The sequence below is a fragment of the Paractinoplanes maris genome (assembly GCF_023544465.1).
GTDB classification, from domain to species: Bacteria; Actinomycetota; Actinomycetes; order Mycobacteriales; family Micromonosporaceae; genus Actinoplanes; species Actinoplanes maris.
The window spans coordinates 224,033-238,406 of sequence record NZ_JALPVL010000011.1 but is presented as its reverse complement, the minus strand read 5'-3'; the positions used below and the strand labels follow the sequence as shown (position 1 = coordinate 238,406).

General features: G+C 70.9%; 14 protein-coding genes. 6 read left to right on the top strand and 8 right to left on the bottom strand.

Features of this window, described 5'->3' with window-relative positions; genetic code table 11:
* The first annotated feature begins 62 nt into the window (after window positions 1–62).
* The gene (locus NAG42_RS30490) at window positions 63–857 is read left to right on the top strand and encodes a maleylpyruvate isomerase family mycothiol-dependent enzyme (RefSeq protein ID WP_250035340.1); all 795 of its coding nucleotides are present in this window, start codon (window positions 63–65) and stop codon (window positions 855–857) included.
* 12 nt (window positions 858–869) lie between these two features.
* On the opposite strand, the gene NAG42_RS30485 is transcribed toward NAG42_RS30490, so the two are convergent.
* Window positions 870–2,111 (bottom strand): cupin domain-containing protein, encoded by a 1,242-nt coding sequence (locus NAG42_RS30485; RefSeq protein WP_250035339.1) that lies wholly within the window; start codon window positions 2,109–2,111, stop codon window positions 870–872.
* 11 nt (window positions 2,112–2,122) lie between these two features.
* On the bottom strand, window positions 2,123–2,374 hold the full coding sequence (locus tag NAG42_RS30480) for a hypothetical protein (protein ID WP_250035338.1): 252 nt from the start codon (window positions 2,372–2,374) through the stop codon (window positions 2,123–2,125).
* Between the two features lie 93 nt (window positions 2,375–2,467).
* Between NAG42_RS30480 and NAG42_RS30475 the strand changes: the two genes are divergently transcribed.
* Window positions 2,468–3,262 (top strand): DUF72 domain-containing protein, encoded by a 795-nt coding sequence (locus tag NAG42_RS30475; RefSeq protein ID WP_250035336.1) that lies wholly within the window; start codon window positions 2,468–2,470, stop codon window positions 3,260–3,262.
* On the top strand, window positions 3,244–4,035 hold the full coding sequence (locus NAG42_RS30470; protein WP_250035335.1) for an aminotransferase class IV: 792 nt from the start codon (window positions 3,244–3,246) through the stop codon (window positions 4,033–4,035). Before NAG42_RS30475 ends, NAG42_RS30470 begins: the two co-directional genes overlap by 19 nt.
* Here NAG42_RS30470 and NAG42_RS30465 read toward each other — a convergent pair.
* From NAG42_RS30465 to secA2, 5 genes are all read right to left on the bottom strand, one after another.
* Window positions 4,012–4,893: a DUF72 domain-containing protein gene (locus NAG42_RS30465; RefSeq protein ID WP_250035334.1), complete on the bottom strand. Its 882-nt coding sequence runs from the start codon at window positions 4,891–4,893 to the stop codon at window positions 4,012–4,014. The genes NAG42_RS30470 and NAG42_RS30465 overlap by 24 nt on opposite strands.
* 77 nt (window positions 4,894–4,970) lie before the next feature.
* Window positions 4,971–5,387 carry a TraR/DksA family transcriptional regulator gene (locus NAG42_RS30460; protein WP_250035333.1) on the bottom strand — a complete coding sequence of 139 codons (417 nt, stop codon included), beginning with the start codon at window positions 5,385–5,387 and terminating at the stop codon, window positions 4,971–4,973.
* Between the two features lie 167 nt (window positions 5,388–5,554).
* Window positions 5,555–6,184, bottom strand: a complete 630-nt coding sequence (locus NAG42_RS30455) for a nucleoside/nucleotide kinase family protein (RefSeq protein ID WP_250035332.1) — start codon at window positions 6,182–6,184, stop codon at window positions 5,555–5,557.
* A gap of 56 nt (window positions 6,185–6,240) precedes the next feature.
* Window positions 6,241–6,804 carry a winged helix-turn-helix domain-containing protein gene (locus tag NAG42_RS30450; protein WP_438872462.1) on the bottom strand — a complete coding sequence of 188 codons (564 nt, stop codon included), beginning with the start codon at window positions 6,802–6,804 and terminating at the stop codon, window positions 6,241–6,243.
* Window positions 6,805–7,181: 377 nt separating this feature from the next.
* Window positions 7,182–9,476 carry an accessory Sec system translocase SecA2 gene (secA2, locus tag NAG42_RS30445; RefSeq protein WP_250035330.1) on the bottom strand — a complete coding sequence of 765 codons (2,295 nt, stop codon included), beginning with the start codon at window positions 9,474–9,476 and terminating at the stop codon, window positions 7,182–7,184.
* Between the two features lie 120 nt (window positions 9,477–9,596).
* On the opposite strand from secA2, the gene NAG42_RS30440 reads away from it, so the two are divergent.
* From NAG42_RS30440 to NAG42_RS30430, 3 genes are all read left to right on the top strand, one after another.
* The gene (locus NAG42_RS30440) at window positions 9,597–10,337 is read left to right on the top strand and encodes an ATP-binding protein (RefSeq protein ID WP_250035329.1); all 741 of its coding nucleotides are present in this window, start codon (window positions 9,597–9,599) and stop codon (window positions 10,335–10,337) included.
* A 51-nt stretch (window positions 10,338–10,388) separates the two neighbouring features.
* Window positions 10,389–12,242 carry a CheR family methyltransferase gene (locus NAG42_RS30435; RefSeq protein ID WP_250035328.1) on the top strand — a complete coding sequence of 618 codons (1,854 nt, stop codon included), beginning with the start codon at window positions 10,389–10,391 and terminating at the stop codon, window positions 12,240–12,242.
* 66 nt (window positions 12,243–12,308) lie between these two features.
* Window positions 12,309–13,037: an ATP-binding protein gene (locus NAG42_RS30430; protein WP_250035327.1), complete on the top strand. Its 729-nt coding sequence runs from the start codon at window positions 12,309–12,311 to the stop codon at window positions 13,035–13,037.
* Window positions 13,038–13,163: 126 nt separating this feature from the next.
* Here the strand turns inward: NAG42_RS30430 and NAG42_RS30425 are convergent, their stop codons facing one another.
* Window positions 13,164–14,342, bottom strand: coding sequence for a SigB/SigF/SigG family RNA polymerase sigma factor (locus tag NAG42_RS30425; RefSeq protein ID WP_250035325.1), 1,179 nt, complete (start codon window positions 14,340–14,342; stop codon window positions 13,164–13,166).
* Window positions 14,343–14,374: the final 32 nt, after the last annotated feature.

Sequence of the window (14,374 nt, the reverse complement as noted above, 5' to 3'; positions counted from 1 at the left end):
ATGAGTTCGGCCGGCCCGCCGAGTCATCCAGAGCACCACCGAAGACCGGGGAGGGCAATCCGATGACGGAACTGAACGCGGACCGAGCTCGGCAGGCGATCGTCGAATACACCCGGCGGCTGGCCGAGTCGGCGGCCGCGGCCGGACCGGACGCCGCCGTGCCGACCGCTCCCGAGTGGACCGTCACCGAGCTGGTCGAGCACGTGGGCCGGACCCAGCACTGGGTCGCCGAGATCATCGAGCGGCGCGTCACCGACTTCGCCCAGCTGCCGACCGAGATGGCCGTGCTCCCCCGTGACCCCGGCGAGTGGCCGGCCTGGCTGTCCGAGTCGGCGCGGCGGGTGGCGGGTGCGTGCTCCGACGACGCGCTCGACGCGCCGGTGCTGAACGCCGCGGCCGACGGGCGGACCGGCACGCGGTTCTGGATGGCCAGCGTCCTCAACGAGACGGTTGTCCACGGCTTCGACGCGGCCGGCGCGGCGCACCGGCCGCCCGACATCGAGCCGGACGTCGCGGCCGCGCTCATCACCAACCACTTCGCGATGCTCACCTCCCCCACCTGGGAGGCGCAGCGGCCCGAGTCGGCCCACGCCCTGCGCGGCACCGGGCAGACGCTGCAGTGGCGGGCCGGCGACGACGCGGGCGCCTGGTTCGTCGAACGGCGGCCGGACGGAGCGATCTGGCAGCCCGGGAGCCGGCCGGCCGACGTGACGGTGACCGGCCCGGCCTCCTCGCTGCTGCTGACGCTGACCCGGCGGCTCCCGCTCACCGGCCACGATGCCACCGGCATCAGCGTCGAAGGCGACACCGCCCTCGTCCAGCACTGGCTCGACCACACCGCGCACGTCGCCGGCTGAGCGGGCGACCGGTCAGCGGGCGGGGACGACCAGGGCCTCGTTGAGCAGGCGGCGGGCCAGCACCGTGCGGTCGGTGTCGTCGTCCAGCGGGAGGTCACCGACCCGGACCGGGTCGCCGGCGAGGGCACGGCGCAGGGCCGGCTCGCAGTAGGACGGGAAGCGCATCGTGCGTCCGGTCAGCCGCAGTGACACGTGGCTGAGGCCGTCCTCGGTGAGCTGCCAGCGCAGGCCCTCACGGGCCCGGATCCGGTCGTCGCGGCTCAGGGCGGCGGCGAAGTCGAGCTGGGCCAGCGGGCTGACCGGCTCGGGGCGGGCCGACGGCCAGTCCCGGCCCCGCAGGCGGGCGGCCACCTCGGCCGGGTCGACCGTGGTCAGCCAGTCGCGCAGGGCCTCGACCGTCTCGGTCAGCTCGGGCTCGATCGCGTCGGGGTCGGAGACGTCCACCGCGTACGGGAGGGTGGCGCGCAGCCGGGCGTCGGACGACGCCAGCGCGAGCAGTTCCTCGACCACCGCATAACGGGTGAGCGCGCGCACGCCGAAGGTCAGGTGCAGCGAGCGGCTGCCCAGCGCCTCGGCCGAGTGGAGCCAGCCGCGCGGCAGATAGAGGGCGTCGCCCGGCGACAGCACGATGTCCATGGCCGGCTCGCCCTGGGCGGTGGCCGCCACCTCGTCGGCCCGGCCGCCCCACGCCTGCTTCTCCAGCGGGTCGGCCAGCACGGGCTCGTGCAGGCGCCAGCGCTTGGTGCCGTCGACTTGGAGCACGAAGACGTCGTGGGTGTCGTAGTGGGTGCTGAAACCCTGGCTGCCGGGCGGGGTCAGGTAGGCGTTGACCTGCAGCGGGCGGCGCAGCTCGGCGCCGAGGCGACGGCTGTAGTCGATCAGCGGCGGCCACAGGCGGTGCAGGCCCTGCAGGACGAGGGTGGCACCCGAGGCGTACAGCTGCATCACCTGGTCGTCGAGGACCTGGTCACTGATCTCGGCGCCGGCCCCGCCACCACCGGTGAACCGGTCGGCCGGCAGCACCTTGCCCTGCTGGGCGACCCGCAGGAACGGGGTCCGCAGACCGCGGCGGCTCAGCAGCTCGTCGACCGCGTCCGGGGAGAGCAGGTCGGTGAATCCGCCCGCGCCCGCGAGCTCGCCGGCGCGGGACAGCAGTGGTGCCTTCCCCCAGTACGCGGCGGCGAACTTGCCCGGCTCGACGGCCACGGCACGGGAGAGCGCCGGGCGGGAACCGCCCGGCGCTGCAGAGGTCATCCCGGGCACTTTCAGGACGCGGTGCCGTCGGCGCCGCCGTCGTGGCCACCCGGGTTCGCGCCACCGTCAGCCGGGCCCTCGCCCGCGCTGCCGTCCGCGCCACCGTCGTGACCGCCCGGGTTCGCGCCACCGTCAGCCGGACCCTCGCCCGCGCTGCCGTCCGCGCCACCGTCGTGACCGCCCGGGTTCGCGCCACCGTCAGCCGGACCCTCGCCCGCGCCGGAACCGGTGGTCGAGGTGATGTCGTCGTCGCTCAGAGACATGAGAACTCCCTTGTTCGGTGGAGAGAACAGCGACCGCGAGGTACCCCGTGATCATCCGGTCTAACCCGGCTGTGATCGGGGTATCCCGCGGGCATGTGGTGGATCGGCACCTCGGGCTGGCAGTACCGCGACTGGCGGCCGGCCCGCGGCGGGGACGAGACGGGCTACCTCTATCCCGGTGGTCTGCCGCAGCGGCTGTGGCTGGAGCACTACGCCGCCCGGTTCGCCACCGTGGAGGTCAACAACGCGTTCTACCGGCTGCCCGAGCGCTCGACCTTCGAGCAGTGGCGGGCGCGGACCCCGGACGACCTCTGTGTGGCGGTCAAGATGAGCCGCTACCTGACCCACATCAAGCGGCTGAAGGATCCCGGCGAGCCGGTGGCGCGGTTCTTCGACCGGGCGACCGGCCTCGGCGACAAGCTGGGGCCGGTGCTGCTGCAGCTGCCGCCCACCCTGAAGGCCGACCTCGAGGCGCTCGACGAGACGCTGAGCCTGGTGCCGGCCGGCGTCCGGATGGCCGTGGAGCCGCGGCACGACACCTGGTTCACCGCCGACTGCCGGCGGCTGCTCGAGAAGCACGGGGCGGCGCTGTGCTGGGCCGACCGGGGCAGCCGGGCGATCACGCCGCTGTGGGAGACGGCCGACTTCGTCTACCTGCGCCTGCACGAGGGGCGGGCACGGCCGTGGCCTCTTTACGGACGCACGGCGCTGCGCACGTGGGTCGAGCGCCTGACCGGCGTACCGGAAGCGTTTGTCTTCTTCAACAACGATCCCGGTGGCGCCGCGGTGATCGACGCGGGAGTCCTGGCGGCGGAGGCCGAGCGGCGGGGCCTGCCGGTGACGCGGGTGCCCCGCCTTAAGGTGAGACCGTGCGCAACATCGAGCTGAACGGCCGGACACCCGACCTGACCGAGATCCACCGGCTGGCCACGATCAATTACGGTCACTTCACCTCGATGCAGGTCCGGGACCGGGGCGTACGAGGTCTGGGCCTGCACTTCGCCCGGCTGGCCGACGGCAACGAGGAGTTCTTCGGCTGGCGGGCCGAGCTCGACGACGAGCACCGCCTGCGCGAGTTGATCGTGCGGGCGCTGGGCGACCTGCGCGACGCGTCGGTGCGGGTGTCCTACGTCCCCGGAGCCGACCCGGACGGCCCGCCCGACGTGGTGGTGGCGGTGTCCGACCCGGCCCCCGAGGAGCCGGCCGCGCCGCTGCGGGTGCGCATCGACCCCGATTTCCGGCGCGAGTGGCCGGAGCACAAGCACGCGGCCACGATGGGGTTGTGGCGGGCTCAGCGGCTGGCCGTGGCGGCCGGCTACGACGACGCGCTCTCGGTCGGCCCGGACGGGTTGGTCCGCGAGGGCACGGTGTGGAACGTGGCGTTCTTCACCGGTGACCAGGTCGTCTGGCCGCAGGCGCCGATGCTCAAGGGCGTCACCATGGTGCTGCTGCAGATCGCGCTGACCATGCAGGGGGTGCCGTGGACGATGCGGCCGGTGCCCATGTCGGAGCTGCTCGACTTCACGGCCGCGGTGGCGGTCAACTCGCGCACGGTCCGCCAGGAGATCGCCTCGATCGACGACCTGAGCTACTCGGCCGGCGACAAGCTGGCCGAGCTGATGGCCGAGGCCTATCGCTCAGTCCCCTTCGACGCCCTCTAACAGCTCGATCATCTCGGTGGCGTTGCGCTGGGCGTAGTCGCGGTAGCAGTTGTTGAAGAGCACGTGCGTGGTGTCGGCCTCGTCGGCCAGCGCCCGCAGGCGGGGCGCCCACGCCGAGAGCTCCTCGCGCTGGTATTCGTACCCGAACTTCTCGTGGATATCCTTGCTGGTCCACTTGTCGCTGTGGCCGTGGAAGCGGACCACGGCCAGGCCCGAGGTGGCGGCCAGGATCGGCGGCACCGACGACCTGTGGCCCTGCGGCATGTCGACGCCGACGAAGGCGAGCCGGTGCTTGCGCAGGAACTCGAGCGTCTCGTCCTGGTTGTCGCCGTCGAACCAGGACGCGTTGCGGAACTCGAACACCGGCATGATCGGCTTGCACCGGGCGGCCACCTCGAGGACGTAGTCCTTGTTGGAGCGCCGGATGCCGAACCACGGCGGGAACTGGAAGAGCACCGCGCCGAGCTTGCCCGCCTCGGCCAGCGGGTCGAGGGCGGCCAGGAAACGGCTCCAGACCTCCTCGTACGCCTGCGCGGGCAGGTCGCCGGGGTAGACGTTCTTCTTGTCGGTCTCGGGCCGGAGGTCCTTGTAGATCGCCGACACCTTGGTCGGGTGACCGGTCAGCAGGCTGAACGCCTTGATGTTGAAGGTGAAGGCGTCCGGCGTGCGCTGGGCCCAGAGCTTGCTGGTCTGCTCGGCCGGCGGCCCGTAGTAGGTCGAGTCGACCTCGACCACCCGGTACTGCCGGGCGTAGTAGGCCAGCCGTTTCTCGGGGGTGTCAGCGCTCGCTGGGTACCACCCCGAGTCGAGCAGCGTCTTGTCGGTCCAGGAGGCCGTACCCACGTCGATCGTGCCCATGTCAGCCAAGCTAACCCTGATACGGCGGGTCCGCCGCGGACAGCGGCGGACCCGGACGTCTCGGCGGGGTGGCGTGGTCAGCCGGCTCGGCGCTCGCGGTTCTGCTTGCAGTTGACGCACGTGGTGGCCGAGGGGAAGATCTCCAGCCGCTCCCAGGGGATCGGGTTGTGGCAGCCCTCGCAGTTGCCGTACGAGCCCTCCTCGAGCCGCGCCATCGCGTGCTCGGCCTGGGTGCGCCGGTCGAGCAAAGTGCGCAGCAGCGAGGTCGCCGCGTCGCGCTCGGCCGTCTTGGAGCCGCTGTCGGCCTGGTCGTCGCCGGCCGAGTCGCCGATCTCGACCAGCCGGAGCTTGTGGTTCTCGACGACAGCCGCCTCGTACTCCGAGTTCAGGTCGTCGAACCGGCTGCGCAGAGTCGTCCGGATCTGGTCGATCTCCTCCGGCGTACGCCCCTTCGCGGCACTCTTGCCCGTGATGACCGCTTGATTGACGAGCATGCGCTCCCCCTGCCTTCCTCTGCCCCTGCCGGCGAGTCCCCCGAAGTCGACACCATCGCCCGTGGAGCCGCCTGATACCCGCCGCCGAAGATCCCAAACGGGGCCTCCGCTAAAAAAGTAACCGGAGCATAACTGTCAGTGGTGGGTTGCGCTACAGACTCGCTTCATCAACGTTCGAGGACCATCGCGGGGCGGCGCGGATCGTCGACCCGCACGACCACGTCGGCGAACGAGGCGGGGTCGACCTCGGCCGCATACCGCGCGAAGGCGGGCAGGGTCCAGGCCTCATCGGCCGGGGTCCGCCGGGCGAGCGCGGCGGCCGACATCTCGAGGTGCACGGTGACGTCGAAGGCGAGCCCGCCACCGAGCAGGAAGGGCCCGTTGACCAGCAGGATCGCGCCCGGCGGGAGGTCGGCGTAGGCCTGCCGGGCGGCCCGGTCGGTGGTGGCGTTCCAGAGCTTCGTGAGCACCCGGCCGGTGCCGCCGGGGCCGGCCGGATCGAGCGCCTCGCGGGCCAGTCCGGCCTCGTCGAACCAGCCCTGGTAATACGAGTCGGGGTCGTGCCGGCCGAACTCCAGGCGCAGTGATGCGGGCCTCAGGAAGTCGGTGGTGTCGATCCGCACAGCGGGGCGGCCGCGGGCGCGTAACGGGCCGACCAGGGCGTCGGCCAGCGCGCCGGGATCGGCCGCCGGGGCGCCGTCGAGGGCGACCCGGAGGTGACTGTCGACTATCCGACATGTCAGGAGATCGGCGAGCTCGTCGACGAGAACGTCGGTGGAGATGGGCCGGACACGCACGGGTCGAAGCTACTCGTCCGTCTACTTGTTCGGCTTGATCTACTCGTCGGCTTGATCTACTCGTTCGGCTTGATCACGACGTGGGCGTCGTCGGAGAGCCGGTAGCCGACGCCGTAGACGGTCGTGATGAGCGGAGCCGTGCCGCCGAGCTTGAGCCGCAGGCGGCGCACGTGCACGTCGACGGTGCGCTCGCCGGTGTGGTCGTAACCCCACACGCCGGTCAGCAGCTGGGCCCGGGTGAAGACCCGGCGCGGCCGCTCGGCCAGGAAGAGCAGCAGGTCGAACTCGAGCCGGGTCAGCGGCAGCGGCACGCCGTCGACGATCACCTGACGGGTGCCGGTGAGCAGCCGCACCTCGGGACCGGTGGCGCCGGCAACGGCCTCGGGCTCCTCGAGCGGCGCCACCGCGGGCTCGACGGTGACCGTGCCCTGGCTGACCTCGACCAGCTCGCGGACGGCCTGGATCAGCTTGTGGGCCTGCGGCGAGATGGTCTCACCGGAGAGCGGGATGGCCACCGTGACGGTCAACGCGGGCTCCGACGGGCGACGGGTGGCGGCGGAGCCGCGGCCCGGCCCGCCGGCATGTCGGGCGAGCCGAGGAGAAAGCGCACTGGCCGGCATTGAACTGGTCCCCCTGAAAGCTGATCCACCTGAAAAGCGTGTCGGCAATCGAATACGTCCGATCACCCTCCGTAATACCGCGGACGATATTTCCGTCAGCGTCGTTGCCCGGTCAACCCGTCAACCACAGTGTGGGAAAATCGTTCCACCGCGGAAAATGCATTCCGGTAACAGATTCTGTCAGACTGATTACGCGTTGCCGAACGCATGGCTCGTCAGCCATATCTCCCGTCGACAGTGTTTCGCCTGCTCACCGCGAGTTTCAGGGCCGTGTTCGGGCGGCATTCTGAGACGAGAGCCACACCATTCTTCGTTGCCGGTGCAAAAAGAATCCCGGCGTTCCGCCAAGGAACGCCGGGACTCGGTGCTGCCCTTTGTTACTCGCCCCGGCCGACCAAACGGCGACCGACGGCGGCGATGAGCCGGTCGAGTTCGGAACCGAACGGGTTGTCGTGAACGAGGTAGGTCCACGTCGCACTCGGCCGCACGATCTTGGCGCGGTCGGGCTCCCAGCCGTCGCTGAAGTCGGTCTCCTCGAACGTCTCGATGGTCCGCTTCTCGATCTCGAGCAGAACCTTCTGGAACGCCGGGACGGCCGCGCGGTGGAACTCGTCGAGCGGGTCGAGCTTGCCCAGCGCGCGCAGGTGCACGCCCTCGCGGACCTCGGAGAGCTCGGCCAGGTGCTCGACCCAGAGCCGGTCGAGGTGGAAGAGCGCGATCGCCCGGGCCGCGTCGGACAGCACGTCCTCGTCGAGCTCCTTGGCCTTCTCAGGGGAGCGCTCGAGCAGCATGATCGCCGCGACCTCGGAGGTGAGCAGCCGCTCGCGCCGCTCGGCCATCGCCACCCGCTGCTGCTCGATGACGACGCTGTAGCGCCAGGTGTTGCGGTGGATCTCGTGGTTGACGCCCTCGGCGACCCGCTGGGCGTGCTCCACGGCGTAGTCGACCTGCTCGTCGTGGACGACGCCGTCCATGTCCATCCGCGGCGAGGCGGGCAGGATGTCGCCCGCGTGCCGGGAGACCAGCTCGTCCTCCAGGCTGACGAAGAAGACCGAGCCGCCGGGGTCGCCCTGGCGCCCGGCGCGGCCGCGGAGCTGGTCGTCGACGCGGCGGCTGTCGTGCCGGCCGGCCCCGATCACATAGAGACCACCCAGCTCGACCACCTGGTCGCGGTCGGCCTCGTCGCTGCCGCCGAGGCGGATGTCGACGCCGCGGCCGGCCATCTGGGTCGAGACGGTGACCGCGCCCAGCGCGCCCGCCTCGGCGATGATCTGAGCCTCCTCGGCGTCGTTCTTGGCGTTCAGCACATTCGACGGCACGCCGACCGCGGCCAGTTGCTTGGCCAGCAGCTCCGACGCCTTCACGTCGAGGGTGCCCACGAGGACCGGACGGCCCTTGTCGTGGGCGATCTTGATCTCCTCGACCAGGGCCTCGTCGCGGGTCTCGTGGGCCGAGTAGATGCGGTCGGGCTCGTCGTCGCGGATGTTCTCGGCGTTCGACGGGATGACCGCGACCTCGAGGTTGAAATACTCGCGGAGCTGCTCGCCGACGTGCACGGCGGTGGCGGTCATGCCGCAGACCGTCCGGTAGAGGGCGATGTAGGCCTGCACGGTGATCGTGTCGAGGACCTCGCCCTCGGCGGTGGCGCTCAGACCCTCCTTGGCCTCGACGGCGGCCTGCAGGCCGTCGGGCCAGCGGCGGCGCTGAGCGACCCGGCCGCGCATCTCGTCGATCAGCTCGACCGAGCCGTTGCGCACGATGTAGTCGACGTCGCGGCGCAACAGAGCCTCGGCGTGCAGGGCCACGTTCACCGCGGACAGCTGCTGCACCTGGTCGTCGGCATACAGGTCGATGCCGCCGAGCTGCTCCTCCATCTTGGTGAGCCCGGCCTCGGTGAAGGCCACGCTGCGGCCGTCCTCGGCCACCTCGTAGTCCTTGCCCGCCTTGAGCTCACGCACCAGGTCGGCCGCGCCGTGCACCGGATCGGCCTCGGACGCCAGGCTGCCGGCCAGGACCATCGGCACGCGGGCCTCGTCGATCAGGATGGAGTCGGCCTCGTCGACGATCGCCGTGGCCAGCTCGCGCTGCACCCGGTCTTCGACGTCGGTGACCAGCTGGTCGCGCAGGTAGTCGAAGCCGGCCTCGCTGACCGACACATAGGTGACGTCGGCCAGGTAGGCCTCGCGGCGCTCCTCGTGGCTCGACGCCTCGGTGACCCAGCCGACGCTGAGGCCGAGCAGCTTGTAGACCGGCTGCATCCACTCCGCGTCGCGGCGGGCCAGGTAGTCGTTGACGGTGAGAACGTGCACCGGGCCGTGGCCCAGGCGGACGTGACCGTACGCCGCGACGACCGCCGTGAGTGTCTTGCCCTCACCGGTGGCCATCTCGGCCACCTTGCCCGAGAGGAGTGCCATCGCGCCGAGCAGCTGAACGTCGTACGGCCTCTGCTCGAGAGCCCGGTGGGCCGCCTCGCGGCCGATCGCGCAGATCTCGGTGAAATCCGAGGCCTCGTGGGCGGCCGCGGTCAGTGCCTCGTCGTCGAGCTCGCGCAGGGCCTCCTCACGCGCGTCGATGGCCGGCAGGCGCTTGGTGAACGGCGCCAGGTCGACCGTCGTGCCCGGACGCTGCAAGAACTTGCGAAACCGGCTCTTCAGCCGCTGCGACACACCCATGGCGCGCTACGGTACTCGATTTTCCTGAGCGGTTGGTGGCGACTACCGGGCCACACCGCGTTTGTGTCCCCATCTCGCCGGGAACAGTGATCCGGCAGATTGTCGTACGAAGGAGGCAGGGTGCCGAGTCAGCTCGTGTGCCGGCCGGAGCGAGGATTCCCGGTCGCCGCCCTGCGGGTCAGCGGCACCCTCGATCAGGTCACCGGGGACGCCCTGCAGCAGGCCGTCCGGCTGCGGCTGGCCGATCAACCGACCGTGCTGCTGCTCGACGTGGCCGGGCTGAGCATCGGTGACCCGGTGGGTTTGTCCGCGCTGAGCGCGACGGTGTGCGAGGCCCAGGAGTGGCCGGACGTCCCGGTCGTGCTGTGCGGCGCCGACTCCCGGACCCTGGCGATGATCACGGAGACTCCCGACTGCGCGGGGCTGCGCTACGCCGACGACTTCCGGGCCGCGGTCGCGTCGGCCCGGGCCGAGACCACCCCGCCGCACATCCGGGTGCGGATGCGGCCGGTGCCTGACGCCTGCCGCCAGGTGCGCCATCTGGTGAGTCAGGCCTGCACGGCTTGGGGCCGCAGCGATCTGGCGGCGACGGCCACGCTGATCGCCACCGAACTGGTCGCCAATGTGGTGCGGCACGCGCGCACCACCATGGACTTCACCGTGCGGCCGCTGCACGCCGGCCGGCTCGGGATGACCGTGCGGGACCACAGCCGGCGGATGCCCAAACCGACCGACGCGGCGGTCTCCGACCCGGGTGGGCGCGGCCTGCGACTCGTCCGGGATCTGACCGACGCCTGGGGCGTCCTGCCGGTGACTGACGGGAAGGTCGTGTGGACCCGGATGCATGCCGATATCCTCTGAGCGCGGGTCACGGTGGCGTCCGGGTGGCGTCAGGTGCGATAGCGTCTTGCTGTGCAACCCACTGACCCGCATTTCGAGGCGCTGCTGATCTATCTCAAGGAGTCGCGCGGTTTCGACTTCATGGGATACAAGCGGTCGAGCCTGATGCGCCGGGTCAACCGCCGGATGGGCCAGGTCGGCGCGGCCACCTTCCAGGACTACACGGATTACCTGCAGGTTCACCCGGACGAGTTCGCCGCCCTGTTCAACACGGTCCTGATCAATGTGACGGCGTTCTTCCGCGACACCGACGCCTGGAGCTACCTGAGCAAGGAAGTGCTCGAGCCGCTGCTCGCGGCGAAGCCCGACGACTCGCCGATCCGCGTCTGGTCGGCCGGCTGCGCCTCCGGCGAGGAGGCCTACACCCTGGCGATCGTGCTGGCCGAGTTGCTCGGTCTCGAGGCGTTCAAGGAACGCGTCAAGATCTATGCCACCGACATCGACGAGGAACAGCTCAACGAGGCGCGACAGGCGACGTATGGCGATCGCGAGCTGGAAGCGGTGCCGCCGGACCTGGCTGAGCGGTATTTCGAGGCGTCCAACGGCCGGTTCGCGTTCCGCAAGGATCTGCGCCGCTCGGTCATCTTCGGCCGCAACGATCTCGTCCGGGACGCGCCGATCTCCCGGATCGACCTGCTGGCCTGCCGCAACACGCTGATGTACTTCAACGCCGAGACCCAGGCCACGATCCTCGGGCGGCTGCACTTCGCGCTGCGCGACGAGGGTGTGCTCTTTCTCGGCAAGGCCGAGATGTTGCTCAGCCACACCACGCTGTTCTCGCCGGTCGACCTCAAACGCCGGATCTTCCGCCGGGTTCCCCGCCCCTACGCGCGCCCCGGCCTGACCTTCACGGACACGCCGGAGACGGACAACCAGGCGATCACCGGCGAGCTCGACCGGCTGCGCGACGAGGCCTTCGCGGCGAGTCCGCTGGCCCAGCTCACGCTCACCTCCGACGGCCAGGTCGCCACGACCAACCGGCAGCTCGAAAAGCTCTTCGGCGTCACGTCGCGCGACATCGGCCGGCCGTTCCGCGACCTCGATCTGTCCTTCCGCCCGGTCGAGCTGCGCCGCTACGTCGAGCAGGCGCAGCTCGAGCGACGGGTGCTGCGCGTCGCCGACGTCGACTTCCAGCGCGGCGCCGAGCAGATCAGCCTCGAGGTGCAGGTGACCCCGCTCGCCGGGGCGGACGGCAGCCTGCTCGGCACCACGATCGCCTTCCAGGAGGTGACCGCGTCCCGTCGGCTGAAATACGAGCTGGAGCAGGCCAACCAGCAACTCGAGACGGCGTACGAGGAACTGCAGTCGACCAACGAGGAATTGGAGACCACCAACGAGGAACTGCAGTCGACGGTCGAGGAGCTCGAGACCACCAACGAGGAGCTCCAGTCGACCAACGAGGAACTGGAGACGATGAACGAGGAGCTCCAGTCGACCAACGACGAACTGCAGAACATCAACGACCAGCTGCACGCGTCGGGCGCCCAGCTCGATCAGGCCAACGGGTTCCTCGAGACGGTGCTGGCCAGCATGGAAGCGGGCGTCGCCGTGGTCGATCCCGACCTGCGGGTGCGCATGTGGAACCGCCGCGCCGAGGACCTGTGGGGCCCCCGGTCGACCGAGGTGGTCGGCCAGCACTTCCTCAATCTTGACATCGGGCTGCCGATCGAACGACTGGGTCCCGTCCTGCGGGCCGCCATGGGGCCCGACGGGACAGGTGAGGAAGTGGCGGTGGAGGCGGTCAACCGGCGCGGCCGGACGATCAACGTGCGGGTGGCCTGCACCCCGCTGCGGCGCCGAGATGGCGGCAACCGGCTCGAAGGAGCCATCATAGTAATGGAGGTCGGCTCGGCCGAGCCGGTCTGAGCGTTCGTTTGCCCGGCCCGGCAACGGGTAAGCGCTCTGCTCGGCCAGGACTCGAAGGGCATGGAGATGGCGATCACGTACGAGGTCAGCGCCGACGAGGCGGGCCTGGTGGGCTCGGTCGTCGGGCCGCTGGGCCTGTCGGACGTGGGCACGCTGCACCGCCACCTGCTCAAGTCACTCGCCGAACAGCCCCACGCGCTGCTGCTCGACCTGTCCGGCATGCTCGTCGCCGAGCCGCTCGCGCTCTCGGTCTTCTCCGCGACCGTCCGGCAGGCGGCCCGGTGGCCGGGCACGACCGTGCTGCTCTGCGCTCCCCCGGGCCCGACCCGGGAGGCGTTGAACGGCACCGCCTACCGGCGGCTCACCGTGCTCGACAGCCTGGGCGCGGCGCGGGCCAGCCTGGCCCGCACCCCGCCGGAGAAGATGCCAGTACTCTCCGACGAATTGCTGCCCATCTCCGGGGCGGCTCGGCACGCCCGTGACCTGGCCACCGACGCGTGCCTGCGCTGGGACCTGCCCCGGCTGGCCGGGCCGGCCAGCCTGATCGCCAACGAACTGGTCAGTAACGTCGTCGATCACGCTCACACGATGATGACGTTGCGGTTGTCGCTGCGGCCGCGCTACCTCCACATCGCCGTCCGGGACGGTTCGGCCACCGAGGTCCGGCCGTCGACGCACGTGCCGCTTGACGCCCGGCGGGGGCGAGGCCTGCTGCTGGTCGACGCGACCGCGCACGCCTGGGGTTGCCTGCCGTCGTCCGACGGCAAAGTGCTCTGGGCCTCGCTGAAGCGATAGCCCTCTCCTTATGGGGAGCCGCCCCGCCCGCCGGGGCGCGAGCCTTTCGTGGGGGCCGCCCCTTCGCCACTGCCGGGGCGCGGGCCCGTCGCTCGCTGAGGCGCGGGCCCGTCGCTCGCTGAGGCGTCAGCTGTCCAGGAGGCCGGCGAGGCCGGTGACCGAGAGGATGCTCGCCACATAGGGCTGGGCACCGGTCAGGGAGAGCGGCACCTCGGCCACCGAGGCGGCCGAAGCGGCGTCGACCAGTACGGCGACACCGGCCGCGTCGAGCAGCGGCACACCGGACAGGTCGATCACGACCGGGTCGGGCCCGGCCAGGCTGATCGCGTGCCGCAGGCCCAGCCGCATACGCTCGGCGGTGTCGCGGTCGACCTCGCCGCGGACCCGGGCGACCACCACGGAGCCCTCGCGGACGGCCTCGACCTGCATCGGGTGACGCTCGGACCGGCTCTCGGCGCCCTCCCAGCGCGGCGGCTGGTCACTCAGCATGGCCTCCCGCAGCCAGGACAGGGCCCGGCTGAGCAGGCGTGACACGTGCATCTGGGAGATGCCGAGCTCGGCCGCGATCTCGGCCTGGGTACGGTTGCCGTAGAAGCGCATCGCCAGCATGCGGCGCTCGCGGGCGGGCAGGCGCATCAGCAGGTCGGCCACGGTGACCTTGTCGTCGACCATCTCCAGGTCGCCGTCGAAGTCGCCGATCAGGTCGCCGAACTCGGCCGCGCCGTCACCGGTGCCGATCGGCGCGTTGAGCGACGAGGGGGAATACCCGGCCGACGACTCCTGGGCCTCGAGCACGGCGGCGACGGTCACGTCGAGCCGGGCCGCGATCTCGGCCGCGGTGGGCGTACGGGAAAGAAGGGTGGTCAGGGCGACGGTGGCGTGGCCGACCTCGAGGCTGAGGTCCTGCACACGCCGCGGCACGTGGACGCCCCAGGTCTTGTCGCGGAAATGCCGCTTGATCTCGCCCGAGATGGTGATGACGGCGTACGCGGTGAAGGAGCCCCGCTCGGGGTCGTACCGGTCGATCGCCTTGACCAGGCCGAGCCGGGCCACCTGCTCGATGTCCTCGAAGGTCTCGCCGCGGCCGCGATAACGCCGGGCGAGCCGGCCGGCGAACGGCAGGCACAACCGGGTCAGCGACTCCCGCAAGGTGGCACGCTCGGCCGGTCCGGCCTGCTCGGCGCGCTCCGAATAGGCCAGCGCCGCGGCGTCGAGATCCTCCAGACCGTCGTCGGTGACGGGAGCCCCGGCGCGGACCAGCAGCAGGTGCTCAGCCGAGGACTGAATGGATGGGCTCTCAGACATCGGCTCTCCTCTCGACGGGCCCGAGCGGCAGA